20 protein-coding genes are annotated in these 14,143 nt (G+C 69.3%); 5 read left to right on the forward strand and 15 right to left on the reverse strand.

The features are described from left to right. Positions 1 to 8: 8 nt before the first annotated feature. The 7 genes from H4N64_RS16340 to H4N64_RS16370 form a co-directional block, all read right to left on the reverse strand. Positions 9 to 1,085, reverse strand: a complete 1,077-nt coding sequence (locus tag H4N64_RS16340) for a head maturation protease, ClpP-related (protein WP_186283037.1) — start codon at positions 1,083 to 1,085, stop codon at positions 9 to 11. Beyond that, entirely contained in the window at positions 1,082 to 1,360 is a 279-nt protein-coding gene (locus H4N64_RS16345) for a hypothetical protein (RefSeq protein WP_186283038.1), read from the reverse strand. The genes H4N64_RS16340 and H4N64_RS16345 overlap by 4 nt, the downstream gene beginning before the upstream one ends. Then, positions 1,357 to 2,874 (reverse strand): phage portal protein, encoded by a 1,518-nt coding sequence (locus H4N64_RS16350; RefSeq protein ID WP_186283039.1) that lies wholly within the window; start codon positions 2,872 to 2,874, stop codon positions 1,357 to 1,359. Before H4N64_RS16350 ends, H4N64_RS16345 begins: the two co-directional genes overlap by 4 nt. A 252-nt stretch (positions 2,875 to 3,126) precedes the next feature. After that, the gene (locus H4N64_RS16355; RefSeq protein ID WP_186283040.1) at positions 3,127 to 4,530 is read right to left on the reverse strand and encodes a phage terminase large subunit; all 1,404 of its coding nucleotides are present in this window, start codon (positions 4,528 to 4,530) and stop codon (positions 3,127 to 3,129) included. Next, complete coding sequence (locus tag H4N64_RS16360) at positions 4,527 to 5,087, reverse strand: hypothetical protein (RefSeq protein WP_186283041.1); 561 nt, start codon at positions 5,085 to 5,087, stop codon at positions 4,527 to 4,529. Before H4N64_RS16360 ends, H4N64_RS16355 begins: the two co-directional genes overlap by 4 nt. Positions 5,088 to 5,192: 105 nt before the next feature. Continuing rightward, positions 5,193 to 5,813 (reverse strand): hypothetical protein, encoded by a 621-nt coding sequence (locus H4N64_RS16365; RefSeq protein ID WP_186283042.1) that lies wholly within the window; start codon positions 5,811 to 5,813, stop codon positions 5,193 to 5,195. A 38-nt stretch (positions 5,814 to 5,851) separates the two neighbouring features. Next, complete coding sequence (locus H4N64_RS16370; protein ID WP_186283043.1) at positions 5,852 to 6,190, reverse strand: hypothetical protein; 339 nt, start codon at positions 6,188 to 6,190, stop codon at positions 5,852 to 5,854. A gap of 118 nt (positions 6,191 to 6,308) precedes the next feature. On the opposite strand from H4N64_RS16370, the gene H4N64_RS16375 reads away from it, so the two are divergent. From H4N64_RS16375 to H4N64_RS16390, 4 genes are read left to right on the forward strand one after another with little or no spacing between them, the layout of a single operon-like run. Beyond that, positions 6,309 to 6,644, forward strand: a complete 336-nt coding sequence (locus H4N64_RS16375; RefSeq protein ID WP_186283044.1) for a hypothetical protein — start codon at positions 6,309 to 6,311, stop codon at positions 6,642 to 6,644. After that, positions 6,641 to 6,874 carry a hypothetical protein gene (locus H4N64_RS16380; RefSeq protein ID WP_186283045.1) on the forward strand — a complete coding sequence of 78 codons (234 nt, stop codon included), beginning with the start codon at positions 6,641 to 6,643 and terminating at the stop codon, positions 6,872 to 6,874. The genes H4N64_RS16375 and H4N64_RS16380 overlap by 4 nt, the downstream gene beginning before the upstream one ends. Next, positions 6,871 to 7,125: a hypothetical protein gene (locus H4N64_RS16385; protein ID WP_186283046.1), complete on the forward strand. Its 255-nt coding sequence runs from the start codon at positions 6,871 to 6,873 to the stop codon at positions 7,123 to 7,125. Before H4N64_RS16380 ends, H4N64_RS16385 begins: the two co-directional genes overlap by 4 nt. Further along, positions 7,122 to 7,286: a hypothetical protein gene (locus tag H4N64_RS16390; RefSeq protein WP_186283047.1), complete on the forward strand. Its 165-nt coding sequence runs from the start codon at positions 7,122 to 7,124 to the stop codon at positions 7,284 to 7,286. The genes H4N64_RS16385 and H4N64_RS16390 overlap by 4 nt, the downstream gene beginning before the upstream one ends. Before the next feature lie 256 nt (positions 7,287 to 7,542). Here the strand turns inward: H4N64_RS16390 and H4N64_RS16395 are convergent, their stop codons facing one another. From H4N64_RS16395 to H4N64_RS16430, 8 genes are all read right to left on the reverse strand, one after another. Continuing rightward, positions 7,543 to 7,956, reverse strand: a complete 414-nt coding sequence (locus H4N64_RS16395; RefSeq protein WP_186283048.1) for a hypothetical protein — start codon at positions 7,954 to 7,956, stop codon at positions 7,543 to 7,545. 145 nt (positions 7,957 to 8,101) lie between these two features. Next, positions 8,102 to 8,545 (reverse strand): hypothetical protein, encoded by a 444-nt coding sequence (locus tag H4N64_RS16400; protein WP_186283049.1) that lies wholly within the window; start codon positions 8,543 to 8,545, stop codon positions 8,102 to 8,104. A 14-nt stretch (positions 8,546 to 8,559) separates the two neighbouring features. After that, a complete protein-coding gene (locus H4N64_RS16405; RefSeq protein WP_186283050.1) occupies positions 8,560 to 9,147 on the reverse strand; it encodes a restriction endonuclease in 588 nt (195 codons plus the stop codon). 12 nt (positions 9,148 to 9,159) lie between these two features. Then, positions 9,160 to 9,363 carry a hypothetical protein gene (locus H4N64_RS16410; RefSeq protein WP_186283051.1) on the reverse strand — a complete coding sequence of 68 codons (204 nt, stop codon included), beginning with the start codon at positions 9,361 to 9,363 and terminating at the stop codon, positions 9,160 to 9,162. 230 nt (positions 9,364 to 9,593) lie between these two features. After that, complete coding sequence (locus H4N64_RS16415; protein WP_186283052.1) at positions 9,594 to 11,597, reverse strand: FtsK/SpoIIIE domain-containing protein; 2,004 nt, start codon at positions 11,595 to 11,597, stop codon at positions 9,594 to 9,596. Positions 11,598 to 11,603: 6 nt separating this feature from the next. Continuing rightward, positions 11,604 to 12,173 carry a plasmid transfer protein TraA gene (traA, locus tag H4N64_RS16420; RefSeq protein WP_186283053.1) on the reverse strand — a complete coding sequence of 190 codons (570 nt, stop codon included), beginning with the start codon at positions 12,171 to 12,173 and terminating at the stop codon, positions 11,604 to 11,606. A gap of 35 nt (positions 12,174 to 12,208) precedes the next feature. Beyond that, positions 12,209 to 13,126 carry a hypothetical protein gene (locus H4N64_RS16425; RefSeq protein WP_186283054.1) on the reverse strand — a complete coding sequence of 306 codons (918 nt, stop codon included), beginning with the start codon at positions 13,124 to 13,126 and terminating at the stop codon, positions 12,209 to 12,211. Between the two features lie 83 nt (positions 13,127 to 13,209). Further along, complete coding sequence (locus H4N64_RS16430) at positions 13,210 to 13,425, reverse strand: hypothetical protein (protein WP_186283055.1); 216 nt, start codon at positions 13,423 to 13,425, stop codon at positions 13,210 to 13,212. A gap of 213 nt (positions 13,426 to 13,638) precedes the next feature. On the opposite strand from H4N64_RS16430, the gene H4N64_RS16435 reads away from it, so the two are divergent. Then, positions 13,639 to 13,908 (forward strand): hypothetical protein, encoded by a 270-nt coding sequence (locus H4N64_RS16435; RefSeq protein ID WP_260859752.1) that lies wholly within the window; start codon positions 13,639 to 13,641, stop codon positions 13,906 to 13,908. The last annotated feature ends 235 nt before the right edge of the window (positions 13,909 to 14,143 follow it).

Below are 14,143 nucleotides of genomic sequence, written 5' to 3' on the forward strand. Positions count from 1 at the left end.
TGCCTCCTTCAGGCTTCCGCCGCCGCGCGGGACGACGTGTCGGGCTCGGTCAGGTGGGAGACGAGCGCCGACCAGGTGTCTGCGTCGTCCTGGGTGAGGTGGGCAACCATCGCCGCCCACTCGTCTACGGGCTCGGCCGGCGCCTCGGGCTCCGGCTCAGTCGGGTCGTCGACGTGCGCCTCGGGGGCGGGCGCCGGTTCCGCGACGGGCTCCACGGCAGGGGCGGTGGGCGCCTCCGGCTCAGAGCCGGGCTCCTCGAACATGGCGCGGATCCTCGCGGCCATGTCCTCGCCGAGCATTTCGGCGACGGTGGCGGCGAACCGCTGCATCTCGGGGTGGGTTGGCGGCGCGGGCTTCGGCTCCTCGCGCTTCGGGCCGGTGTAGCCGTAGGCGGCGAGGTCGAAGGCGCGCGCCATGTCCGGTTCCTCCTCCGGATCCTGCTCGACCGGGTCACCGGCCTTCGGTGCGGCGATGGCCTCGTCGGCGAGCCCGTTCTCCACGGCGTCCTCGGGCAGATACCAGGTCTCGGCGCGCATCCTGGCTCGCCACTCGTCCCGCGTCCCGCCCGCCCGCGCTGCGTATGCGTCGGCGATGTTGTCGCTGATGAGGTCGAGGAGTTCGGCCATCTCCTCCATGTCGGAGGCGTCGCCCATGCACAAGCCACTCGCGTCGTGAATCATGAGCATCGTGTTCGGGGCCATCTCGATCCGGTCCCCGGCCATCGCAATCACGCTGGCGATGGAGGCGGCGATGCCGTCGACCTGCACGGTGACGTTCGCGGGGTGCGAGCGGAGGGCGTTGGCGATGGCGATGCCCTCGAACACGCTGCCGCCCGGCGAGTTGACCCGGACGCGCATACGGGGCGCGGTGATCTGCCGTAGCTCGGCGATCAGTTCGTCGGCGGTGGAGCCGAACCATCCGCCGATCTCGTCGTACAGCATGACCTCGGCCTCGTCCGAGTCCGTGGCGTTGGTGATGCGGTACCAGGCGCGGGCCTCGATACCGAGCTGCTCGCGCTGCTTCTCGGCCCGCTCGCGCTGGCTGGCCATGAGGGTGGCCGCCTTCCCGGGCAGCGTGATGTTCACGACGTGGCCTCCTCGGCGGGCGGGGTCCAGCCGAGCCGGACCAACAGATCGCGCGTCTTCTCCGGAACAACCACGCGGGGGTTCGGCAGCTCGGTGTCCAGCTCGTGCACGATGACGTCGAGCGTCACGGTCGGCAGAGCCTTGACCCCAATCCGCAGCGACAGGCCCTCGACAAGCGGCGCGATGTCCTCGCCGTCGAGCTCCACCTGCGTGCCGCCGGGCAGGCCGGTCCCGCTGATGCGCAGCGCGCCCGGGCGGACGCCGTGCTTGCTCATTCGTCGTCCTCCGACTTCCTGCGCTTGACCACGCGGCAGCGGCAGTCGTTGCCGTACTGGGCGCCCGTGCACTTCACGTAGCCCGACCCGCCGGGATAGTCCTTGTACGCGGCAGCCCGGTTGCGGTAGAGGCGGCCGTCGTTGTCGGCGCACGCCTCACACGTGTTGTCGTCGATCTTCGCGACGGCCTCCCACCGCATCGCCGCCTCGATCTCCGGAACCTCGCCCGTGAGGCCGGCCACCAACTCGGCCCACGCCGCAGCAGGCTCGCCCTCCACGGGCGCCAGAGTGGGCGGCGCGGCAGTGCGCGGCGCGCCCACGAACGGGATGTCGGGGAGGCCGACCGCGGACAGGGTGCCCTTCGGCTCGAAGCCCACAGTGACCAGCGCCGCCGCAGCCGCGGACTGCGCCGAAAGCTGCTTCGAGTCGCGTTCGACGTCAGTCCCTACCGGGTCTTCGAAGTCGAACTCCAAGCCCTCACCGAGGCTGCCGTACATGGGCAACAGGCGGGTGTTGAGGGCTTGGCGGGTGCGGCGGCAGCGGGTGCGCACGAGCCACTTGGAGAAGATGTCCTCGGCGGCTTCCATGTTGGCGCGGTTGGCGTCGTCGACCGTGCCCAACATGGGCTTGGGGAACCCGAACGCCTCGCGGATGATCTCCCTGCTCGCCTCACGCAACTCGACGAACTGCATGTCGTTCATCGAGAACGAGCGGTCCTGCCACTTCATGCCGTTCTCAAGAACCCCGACCCGGTGCGCGTTGTGAACGCCCTTGTGCTGCTCCGCCCACCGCTTGTTGAACTCGTCGAACTCCCAGTCGTCCAGGCGCCGGTCGACCTCGATGATGCCGCCCGGCCGGGCGCTATTGCGGAAGAACGTCGCGTTCCACTCCGCCGAGGCGCGGGTGGCGTCGAGGTCGGCGAGGATCGTCTGCACCGGCCCCCACCCGCGGTACGGGTCCAGCGGGTTCGGGCGGCGCAGCATGATGACGTCGTCCACACCGAGGGGGACCTGCTCGCCGGTCGGACTGGAGTACACGTACCCGGACAGAAACTCCTCCCGGTCCGGGACCGGGGTCATGCGGTCGGGGCGGGCGAACCACAGCTCGCCGGGCATCTTGAACCGGGGGTGCTGGGCAATCACCCACCACTGCTCGCCTGTCAGTTCCTCGTGCTGCTGGGTTGCCTCGCGCCACATCGGCCCGGTCATGAACGGGTTGGGTTGCGTCCACAGGTCGAGTGCCGGGTGGGCGGTGACCTCTTCACGGTCCTCGTCCCGCCCTGACTTCGCGGACCGGTACAGCTTCCACTCGACTTGCGAGTAGGCGGTGGTGATCCGCTCGACGATCGCGAAGAGGGTGCCGACGCTGCCCATGGCGCGCATCTGCGCTTCTTGGCCGGCGGGGCGGAGGAATCCAGCACCGAAGCTGCGGCCGGAGGGGGCGTAGGTGATGGGGCTGCGGTTGGAGAGGTTGCGGAGGCCGTGGGCGAGGTCGCCGAGGAGGGTTCTGGCCACCCGCGCCTCCTCTCGCTACTGGCGACCGCCGTAGATGCGGTGGTTGATGTAGATGACCGACAAGCCGAGGGCTGCTACACCGGCCACGACATGCACGAGCATGGCGGAACCTGACAAGAGCATAGCCGCAGTCGCGTCAAGAACAACCGGCATCGCTTCGTTCACTCGGCGCCATAGCCTGCCATTATGTTGCTTTGTCACGATTACGCCCCTCTCGCCCCGTCGGAGCGTTGACTGTGGGAACCCTACAAGTCAGCCGACGAATCGGACCTGCGGACGCCCACGAAGATCCCGCTCCGCGACCATGTACCGCAGTGCGTCCATGCCGTGGTCGTTTTCCTTCACCGGCACTTCCTTCGGCGGCTTCTCCTCGGCCTGCGCCTTCGCCGTACCCCGGTCCCACACGTATCCGACGACCTCGTCCGCCGTGCACGTGGGCTTCTTGCTCTCGCTGAGCGCCTCGTCGACCTCGACGACCGCGCCCCGCACCAGAAACAGCCGCGGCCGGCCATCACCCGCCGCCTTGAGCCGCGACTGCACATGCTGGATCCCGTCCGACACCGACTTCTTCGCCGGGGTCGTCGACAGCTTCAGGTGCCTCTCCAGCGTGGCTCGGTCTTCTGCGTCGTGGTCGCAGATCACCGCCCGCGGCCGGGGCTCGGTCCACTCCAGGTGGCATTCGTCGCAGCCGAAGCAGTCGTGGCTGGCGGCTTTCGAGCGGCAGCAGCCGGTGCAGCGCTGGACGCGGCGCAGCGCCTCCCTTGCGTGGTCCTCGACGAGACGCTTCGTGCGGTAGATCTCCCGGTACAGGTACAGCCGTCCGTCCGGGTCCTCTGCCCACATCTGCAACACGAACGGGTTGGTGAACCCGAAGTCGACTGTCCACCAGCGCGTCCAGTTTTCCGGGACGGTGAACGGATCGACGAGGTGGACGGCGTCGTCCCATTCCTCGTAGATCAGACCCTCGGCTGCGACCCACAGGCCGTGGCGGAGGCGTTGCTTGCGGACGCCTGTGAGCGCGTCCAGCTTCTTGATGTACTCGCGCCCCTCGGGCGTGAGGGTGCCATCTGCGTTGAACAGACGCGGGTTGTCCTCGTGCCGGCAGTGCAGCATGGTCGTGGCGCCGATGTCGCAGCGCTGCTTGAGCCAGTGGGTGGGGATGTCTGGGTTGCAGTCGGCGATGAGCTGCTGGAAGGAGACACGGCCGTTGCGGAGGCGGGTGGTGATGTTCTCCCAGTCCGTGGTGGTGAGTTCGGTGGCTTCCTGGACATAGGCGACGTCGTACTCGGACGACATGATTTTGGTCGGCTTGTCCATGCCGCCGATCATGATGCGGGAGCCGTTCCCGTACCGGTACTGCGGAGGCTCTTCCGCCGACCCTCCGTAGAACGACACGATCCCCGTCTCCAGGGCCTCTTTCGCGACGTGCTCCCGCCACGTCACCAGGGCCGTCGACCCGAGGCTCTCGCGGGTCTTGCGGACGATGAGGCCGCGCATCCCTGGGTTGACGAGCGCCATCAGGTGCAGTTTCTCCAGGCAGCCTCGGGACTTCCCGGTGCCGGCGGGCCCGGATAGGAGGACTTCGGATCCGCGGTGGGCGAAGAGTTGCTTGGGCGCGCCGCGCGGTTCGTATCGGTGCGCGACCGCTGTGGTCACTTCAGTTGCTCCGGGTCGACGCCGACGACTTCGTACTTCACGCCGCCGGAGTGTTCGACCTTGGCTTTCTTCAACCCGGTCAGGGAGGCGATCGAGTCGATGGTGGCGCGGGCTTCACGGAGCGCGGCGAGCTTGGGCCCGTGGTCGGTGAGCGGCCGCTCGACACCGTCCTCGCCGGGCAGGGTGATGACTTTGCCGTGGGAGACGACGACGTGGTTGGCCTCCATGACCTCCATGGCGGCTTCGTAGAGGGTTTCTGCGCGTTCGAGGAGTAGGGCGAGGAGGTCGCCGGCGCCGTCGGCGCAGATTTCGCGGACGGCGCGTTTGACGGCGTCGATGGCTCCGGTCTTGGTCTTGTAGCCGAGGTGGTCGGCGATGCGTTGGTAGGTCCAGCCTTGGGCGCGGAGTTGGGCGGCGCGTGCGTCGTTGGCGGCGGTGGCGGGGTTGCGGGTGAAGCGGTTGCGGCCGTCGCGCATGCGGAGTTGTTCGGGTGTGGGGGTGGTGTCCGAGCCGTCGGGTGGGCCCGGTGTGGTGGGTGGCTCGTTACCGGTGGTCATGTTTTGATGGTAACGATGCGTGCAACTGCCGGTGGGCCGTGAGGGTGCGCGCAGGGAGAAGCCCCCTCGCCGGGCGGCGGCGAGGGGGCTTCGGCCATGCGGGGGTCAGTCGGAGGACCAGCCCGCCCACTCCGGCTCGATGAACGCGACGACACCGGACGTGTAGCGGATCAACTGCCCGTACCGGTGCAGGTAGTGCACGGCGTCCTGGTCGTCGGTGACGCGCCAGCACGAGCCGAGGGGGTCCTCGACCGTGGCGATCGTGCGGCCGTCGGGCAGCGGCGCGCCGGGGGTGATGGCGAACCGGTCGTAGCCGAGCAGGCATCCGTTGGCGGGCACGGTCTCCAGGATCTCCGGCTCCGGGGTGGTTGCGGCGTCATCCACCGGGATGACGGAGATGTCGATGCCGCCGAGGAATGTGGAGGTGGGGTCGGTGGTGCGGACGATGCGCAGCGGGTTGCCGTTGCGGTCGGTGACGTTCCACTCGTCGATCGCGTGGCCCTGAGCGCGGGCCTGCGCAAGGTCGGCCTCGGTCTTGGTGACGGCGTCGTGGCCCCAGAGGGTGCCGTAGTGGTCGTAGTTGGCGACGATGGCGGGTTCGATGACGGGCTCCGGCTCGGGGGTCGGGAGGGGGGTGTTGAGGGCGCGGATGGGCTGGGGGGCGATGGGGGCGAGGACGAGGGCGGCGCCGATGACGACGGTGGCGGCGAGGGTGGTGGTGTCCACGGTGCTCCGATCTGGGCAGTGGTGCGCGGGCGGGTGAATCAGGCGGCGAGGAGCATGCGTGCGGCGAGCTGGTGGTAGCAGCGGGTGCCCTTGAGTCCGGCCTTGCATGTGCAGGCGGTGGGGGCGGTGCGGTAGGTCTCGGCGCCGTCGGTGCTGACGGCGATGAAGATGACGCTGCGGAGGGGGATGATGGCGCCGTCTTCGATGAGTTCGCGGGCCGACTGGACCTGGTGGGGCTTGTAGTCGGTGAGGTCGACGCGGGCGGCGCGGACCTTGGCGCGGCACTTGGGGCCGTAGCCGTCGCGGGAGGGGTTGCGGAGGGTGCGGCCGCAGCGGAGGCAGTTGGTGTGCTGGTGGGTGGTGGCTGCGGCGTTCATGTGGTCCCCCTCGGTTGCGATGTCTATTTTCTAGACACTTAGAGCATGACAGAGGTGGGCAACCCTGTCTACTCCCTAGACGAATCTCGTCTAGGAATCAGACAGCATCCGTGAGACCATGGCCGACATGACCGACTGGGAGAAGCAACTCGCCCGCCGAGCACAGGCCGTGGAACGCGCCGACCAGCAGCGCGACGAGGACATTGCCGCCGCTCGCCTCGACGGCCACTCGTTCCGGGAGATCGGCCGGTGGGCCAAGGTGAACCACGAGCGGGCGCGGGGCATCGCCATCCGCATCAACGGAGACTCCCGCACCCGCGCTGAGCATGAACCCCAGACCGTGCAGACACCGCACGGGGACCTCACCTGGGGGCCCGGCAACCCGCCTCGCGAGGAGGGGCCGACGTATCGGAAGCCGGAGCGCCCGGTGGGCAGCGAGGAGAAGACCACATGAGCCGCTGGGGAGAGCTGATCCCGCACCGCGAGGACGACGACAGCTGCCTGTGTGGGTGCCAGGACGAGGAGCAGCCCAACACCGTCGACATGCTCTACGTGGACGCGGAGCACTTCGCCCTGACCGCCGAGTCCGGGCCGCCGATGGAGCCCAGGGATCGCGTCGTGCCCATCGAGGGGACGCGCCGCCCGTTCCCCGGACTCACCCCGAACGAGGAGAGGAACGCATGAGCGAGCCAGCCCGCTACGCCGACGGGACGATCAACCCGCACGGGCACCTGCGCCAGGCCATCGCCGACGCGATCCGCGAACGATTGGAAGCGTCGGAGAAGGAGACACCCGGCGGCGAGCCTCCACAGCCATGGGATCACGAGCCGGAATACGACGGTCTGGTGAGCATCTACGAACTGGCCGACGCCGTTTTGAGCGCGGTGCTTGCTACGAGCGCGGGCCCGGTGCGCCCGGACGAGGAGCCCACATGAGCGACGTCGACTGCCCCCACTGCCACGCCACCCTCGACAACCTCGACGTCCGCATCGTCGCCCCCGGCCCGAACGGCACCTACGTAGCGATCAAGCACACCAAAGACTGCGTGGACTACCCGCCAGAACCCCAGCTCCCGGACGAGGAACCCACACCATGAGCCTGCCGCACCTCTTCCACCGCGACCCGAACTGGCAACAACGCGGCCTGTACGCGTACTTCCAGTGCCGCTGCGGGGCACGCCGGACGAAGCGCGCCGTCCTCAACCACCATGGTCCACACGACCCTGCTTGGCCCGCACCACGCGACCGGCACGCCCGCCCAGTGAACGACTCAGGATGGCAGCGGCCCACCGCATGACGAAGGCCCCGCCCGGACGCGTTCCGGAGCGGGGCCTCGCCACGACGACCACAACGCTAGTCGAGACCTTCCACCATCTTCAGCTTGTCGAACTCCCCACCCTCACCCGTCCACCCCAGACCATCAATCGCCGTGGCCATCAGCAGCGTGTTGTAGTCGTCCTCACTGAGCGGCTCACACGCCTCCGGTCTACCCTTCCCACCCTCCTGGGTCTTCTTCTCCACCGCGTCGAACGCGTCCTCGGCCACGCCCTCGTACCCGGAACGGACCATGTCCGCGAGCGTGTCATCGAGCGCATCGACCCGGTCCTCAGCCTCGCTGATGGTCGGCGTGTCCGCGGAATCACCGCCGGTCCGCTCCGCGAGCGCGGCGGCACAGTCCTTGGCTTCCTCGTCGGCGGACTTCGAACAGCCCACCGCGGCCCCGGCAAGCAGCAGGCAGGCGGCGAGCAGAACAGTGGTGCGGCGCATGGTCCCCCCAATGGACGCGTGAATGATGCGCCCGGATCGTAGCCGCCGGCACCGACAGCACGGAACGGAAACGCAGAAGCCCCGCCTCGACGGGGGAAACGAGGCGGGGCCTGTACTGACGATGAACCCAGTGTCGCACGCGGCTTCACAGGTTCGTGGTGTTCCTCCCGAACCAGCGCGCATGATTGTGGACTTCCTGATGAACGTGCATGCCACCCCGCCCACGCACCCCCGCAGCCAGCAGCAGACCGAGAAACAGCAGCAGACCGGACGTGCCCATCAGCGCCATCCCGGCGAACACCTGACCGGCACCCCAGCCGAGTCCGGCGCCGGCCGCGCCCACACCGAGGCCGCCGCTGAGGATGCGCTGCGCGACCGGGTCGAGGAGCGGCTGCGGTGCGAGGTCGCGGGGCTCGGTCCGGGACGGTGCTGCGGGGAGTTGGGAGCGGCGCATCGGCACCATCTGCCCGTAGGCGTCCGGCACGTACACGACCGGGTCACGGTCGTCGCGAAGCTCGACCTCGCCGAGCCGGACGGCCGGCTGCCCGGGGTGGGCGTAGCGCTGGTATCGCTCAGGCAGCGCAGACATCAGGGGTTCTCCGTTCAGTTCCAGGGTGCGGCGGCCGCGTAGCCGCGCGCCCACCGGTCGAGCCGGGAGTGGTCGACGAGACAGATCCCGACCCGCTTCGCGAAGGCGCGCGCCGGTTCGGTGAAGTGCGAGGTGGTGACGATCGCCGCATGCGCGCAGCCGTGCGCGTCGCGGTAGGTGCCGTTGACGATTTGCACGTGCTCGTTGCCGACACTGTTGCCGGGCGCGTACCGCTTCGCCTGGATCAGGCCACGATGGCCGTGCGGGTCCACGTACAGGACGTCCGCGCCGTGATCGTTCGCCCCGCCCACCACCTGCACGCGGGTGCATCCGTCACGGACACACAGGCGGGCGAGGAACTCCTCGAACTCGCCAGGACTCATCCGGTGCGGGTCCGCGGCGAGCGCGAGCGGGCGGCGTATACGGGGCAGCAGGCCGCGGAAGCGGGCCACGCCGAGCGTGACGGCAGCCACGGCAAGCACGGCGAGGATGAGCACGCCGAACAAGGGGTGCGCGGTGATCCATTGGTGGGCGAGGTAGGCCAGTAAGGCAAGGCCGGCGATCGTCCAGCCGCTTATGCGGCGCCGCTTGCGGGTGGGCATCGAAGGTTCCCCTCAGACGTGGGTGTTGGAGGTGAGCCAGTCCGACGCCCACCTCAGCGGACGCGTGACGGCGTAGTCGACGCCGACGCCCACGCAGATCACGGTGACAGCGACGGGGGTGGGCCAGGTGCTGCCTCCGACCCACAGCGCGCCGTAGGCGGTGGCGCCGTGGCAGAGCCATCGGATGGTGTCGGCGGCGAGTGCGGCGGTCTTCACGAGGCTCTCCCGGGGCTGCTGTTCGGTGCGCTGTGAGGCCGGCTGTTCGGTGCCGGTTCCTCGCGCGCGCGTATAGGGGGTTTGGGGTGGCGCTGTGCGGTGCGCCTCACAGTCCTGTTCGGCCGTTCCTGCTGGTCATCGGGCTGTGAGGGACTGTGCGGTGCTGTGCAGCGGGCTGTTCCGCCGCCAGGGCCCGCTGTGCAGGCCCTGTTCCGTGCTGTTCGTGCAGGTCAGACGGGCTGTGCGACGTTGATGCGGTAGATCCCGGCCTCATCCGTGGTGGACAGAACGCCACGGGCTTCGAGGCTCCGGAACTCCTTCCGAACCCAGCTCGCGGACTTCCCGATGCGGGCCAGGTGGGGGGTCATGTCCTTCGGCCCGAACTCCAGTCGGCCCTTGTCGACGAACTCGTTGAGGACGTCCTCCAGCTCCTGAAGCGCCCCCTCCCGGCTCATCTCACGCCCCGAGCCGCTGGGCTGGGGCAGCGGCACGTCCATACCCTCCGGGACGGGCGGAAGCGGCCGGTCGATGTCGACGTGCAGGTCCGCGTACTCCGGGTCCGTGGCGTGCAGCGCCATGTCCTCCGCGTTGAGGTCGGGGTCGCCGGTGGCCGCTTCGACGGGCTGTTCGGCCGCGGCCTGCTCGGCGGAGTCGTACCGCTTACGGTTCGCATACTTCGGACCGGCCGCAGCCGCGGTGACCGGGCCCGCATCGGGGGCACGCACCGGCCCGAACTGGGCAACAACCTGCGCGGCTTCACCCTTGTCGAGGAGATAGGTGCGGGTGGGGGTGGCGAAGCGTTCCTCGTCCAGGCCGGCGGCCTCCCAGTAGGAGTAGCCGGGTTTGTTGTTCTTCCAGGCTTCCGGGCGGGCCCCTGCGTCGATGGTGTCGTCCGAGAGGGCGAACCCGGTGTCGGTGGCACTGTTCGTGCCGAACACCCCAGCTCCGCCGATGTTCGCCCGAACGTCAGTGTCCATGCTCGTGTGGCTGGAGCGCTGGAGCGAGAACACCAGGGAGATACCTGCGGATCGGGCCTCCTGCGCGATCGGCGCGAGGTCGACGCCGTCCCGGAACAGCTTGGCGACCTCTTCGAACCACACCACCATGTAGGGCATGTTGAGGCTGGCCCCAGCCTCTGCGGTCCACTGATCGAAGCCATGCTTACCGAGTTCATTCGCCCGTGCGGTGATCACGTTCGGGAGCACGCCTATCACGGCCTGGCACTCCGACATACTGAGCGCAGCCCAGTCCGCACCCGGCAGGATCGGCCCGAACGTCTGCTGCCCCTTCGACGGATCGAGCAGCCACAGCGCCACGTCCCGGCGCGTCATGAGGTCGACGAGCGCGACCCGGCCGCCCTGCGACTTCCCCGCGCCGGTCATCCCCATGACCTGGTAGTGCTGCGCGTTGCGGCCCGCGTCCTCGTCGCCGTTGAACCAGATCGCGCACGTCGGGCCGTCCTCGTAGATCCCCACCGGGATCGGGGCGTCGGCGATGGATCCACCGGGACAGGACGGCCCGGGCCACGGGGTGGGCTCCTTCAGCATGTCCTCGGGGACGATGACGTACTGGCCGCGGCCTGCATCTTCGGGGTCCTTTTCCCAGCGCACGGCACTCTCCGGCACGCCCACGACACCAGCGAGGCCCTTGGCGGCCTTGGCCGCGTCGTCGTGGGTCTGCGCACCGCGGTCGAGTTCGATCGGCACGGTGACCTTGTTCGGCTCGACCTTCGGCTGCCGGGCCTGCGCACGGGCAAGGCCGATCTTCTCCAGCAGGCTCTTCTCGGCGCTGCTGCCGCTGGCCTGCGTGTTCTCCGTTGTTCGCAGGGAGCGCTTAACCGCCCACGCCAGCGAGATCGTGAACCCGCCCATCAGCCAGGAGTTCACGGCCCACTCCGTCGTGGCGCCGCCGATTGCGGCCCCGGCGAACCAGGACGACGCCGCGGCAGCGGTGCCGACAGCCATAGCCAGTCGCTGCCGCTTCAGCCCGTGCTCGACACCGGCCCACCAGGTGGTGCCAGTGATGCCGACCGCGGACAGGGTCAGGAACGCGCTGGCCACCGCCGAGCCGCCCCACTGCCAGTGCGCGGCCGCGGCAACCGGCCACTCCGCCAGCCACACCGCGAACGGCGCCGAGTGTTGGATCGCCTTGTCCGACAGGAACGTGAACAGCCCGTTCCGCACCCGAGCAGGGGCAAGTTCGGGCTGTTCGGCCTGGTCACGCCTTGCCATCATGATTGATCACGCTCCGAAGTTGTGGCGCTGAGGGGTCTGCGGCTTCGGGCCGCCCATGGCGTTGATCCACGGCTCGTACTCCCGCAGATAGGCGGGCCACGTGCGGGCGGAGTGCGCGCTGGCGGCCTGCGCGGCGTTCGCGGCCCGCTTCAGGGAGCGGGCAACGCGGTTGGCCTTCATGTACATCTGGCCGCGGTGCTCGCCCTGTGGCGGCGGCACCTCCCGCAGCACGGCGCGCAGCGCCTCGTGGGCGTAGGAGAAGTCCATGGCGGCCTGCCGCATGGCCTTGCGGCCGCGTTCGGCGAAGGCGCGGACGTGGCCGGCGGAGAGGAATTCGGCGTCGCCGATGGGGCTGCTGCGGGACCAGTTCCCGGCAGCGCCCCCGCCCGCGCCGCTCTGGTTGCCGGTCTTGTGGACGTGGATGTGGATGTTGCGCTGCTTGTTCGTGGTGCGGTTCTTCGTGGTGCTGTTAGCGGTCTTGCGCTGGCGGGCTTGCTGACGGGCTTTGGTGCTGGATGTCTTGCGGGTTCCGCTCGTCGGGACGGTGTGCAGGTTGCGGGCGGCGTTGGTGGCCATGGGCTACTCCTGTGGGTGCTGGTGGCGGGCGGGGCTCAGGCGTAGCCCTGGGTTTTGCGGCGTTCGCGGCGGACGGCGGCCGAGACGCTGTCGCGGTTGGCGTCCGGGCGGGCGGCCATGACGGCGTTGACGGCGTCGCGGTTGTTCGTGGTGCTCGCGACCTGCTCGCGAACGAGATCGGCCATGCTCGGCTCGCCGATCGGCTGATTCGGGCTGGTGACGGCCTTGCCTGCGACCTGTTCGCCAGCGGTGTTCGCGCGGGCCGCGAGCACGTTCGGCAGCAGGTTCGGCTGCTCGGGGGCACGATCGGCGAACACGTCCAGCTGTTCGGTGGCAGACGTCGATGCGGTGAAAGCGAGGGGGGTGCGGCGATCGATCTCGGCGCGCTTACGGATCCGCTCCAGCACGATCTGAAAGTCGGCCTCGTCGCGGGCGAGGACTGCCCGCGCCTCCTCCTCGATGCGGGCGATCTCCCCGTCAGAGCGGGCACGCTGGAGTCGCGCGATGAACTCCGCTTCCCGCCGCACCGAGTTGATCTCCTGCTCCTGCTCCGGGGTGAGCGCGGACGGGTCGACGGTCGCGGCAAGGGCGAACAGCCATACGACCTTGCTGACGGTGATGACGAGGACTCCGGCCATCGCCTTCGCCCACGAGCCGTCCGGGCCTTGCGCCCCGTGCACGGCGAGGAGGCCGCCGACGCCTGTGGCGATGAGCCAGCCTGCGGCGGCGGCCGGCCAGGTGCGGCCTGCGATGCGGACGCGGTTGGCTTCGGCCCATAGGACGGTGATCCAGCCGATGTCGCCGGCGATGGCGACGGTGAGTCCCCAGGGGCCGGAGTGCATGAGGTCGGTGATGGCGTAGCCGGACCAGATGACGGAGAGAGCGGCGAGGAGGCGGGCGCCTTGGACGATGCGGGGGGTGTCCTGGCTGCCCGGGGTGGGCGGGTTCTTCACGGTGCTCTCCTGGGAGCGGGCGAGCCGCCCCCGTCGCGGCCGTGGGGGAACGGATGCGCGACGGGGACGGCGGTCTGGCGGGGTCAGGTGCGGCGCAGTGCGGTGTGGGCCTTGCTCGCTAGGTGGTCGAGTCCGAGGCCGGCGGCGAGTGTGGCGGCGAGGGCGGCGAACCAGGCTGTCGGCAGGGCGCCGGTGGGGGTGGGGATGGCCGGCAGGTGGGGGGCGGTGGCGAGGTGCACGGTGATGCCGGTGGCTACGGTGGCGGTGAGGTGGAGGAGGTTCACGGCGTGGCGGGCCACAGCGCGCAGGGGGTGAGGCGTGGGGGTGGGCTGTGGTTGGGTCTCGCGGATACCATCCACGGTCAGGACCTGCTCTTTCGTCGCAGTGAGAGAGGGTCCGCCCCTCGGCCCGGAGTTCCCGCTCCGTGTGGGTCGAGGGGTTTTCCCTTTACCGAGTACGACCGTAGCCGACCCTGTTGCCACGTGGCAACAGGGTCAGACAGGATGGTGCCCATGGGCGAGGCCGAAGGAGGGCCGGACATGGTGTCGTTCCGCGAACTCGCGCGAAGACTCGTTGAGGAGGGGATCGTTGAGACGATCTCTCACCAGCGCCTGTCGAAGATCTCGCGTGAAGATCCGGACTTCCCGCCCGTGGTAAAGATCGGAAGCTCAAACGCCGTCGACTACCGGCTCGCGGCGCCGTACTTCCGGAACCGGATCACACGACCGGGGTGGCGGACGGACGTGAAGGGGAAGCCGCCGAAGAGCGAGCCGCAGGAGTAGCCGCACACAGCAGCGCCCCCGTCGCATCGAGGACGACGGGGGCGCTTCGTGCTGTAGCAGGCGGCCGGGTGCAGCAGCAGGAGACCAGGCCGCACGCTCAGGATGCCACGGCCGTCAAGCCGGGCCAGGACGCGACTGCGCCCGGCGGATCTGGTGACCACATCACGAGGCGTAATGCATCAGGTCGCGGTCCCGTTCCGCCGGGCACGGGCATCAACCTACGGTGCGGCGCGGG

The sequence above is a fragment of the Streptomyces cupreus genome (assembly GCF_014257025.1).
Lineage (GTDB): Bacteria > Actinomycetota > Actinomycetes > Streptomycetales > Streptomycetaceae > Streptomyces > Streptomyces cupreus.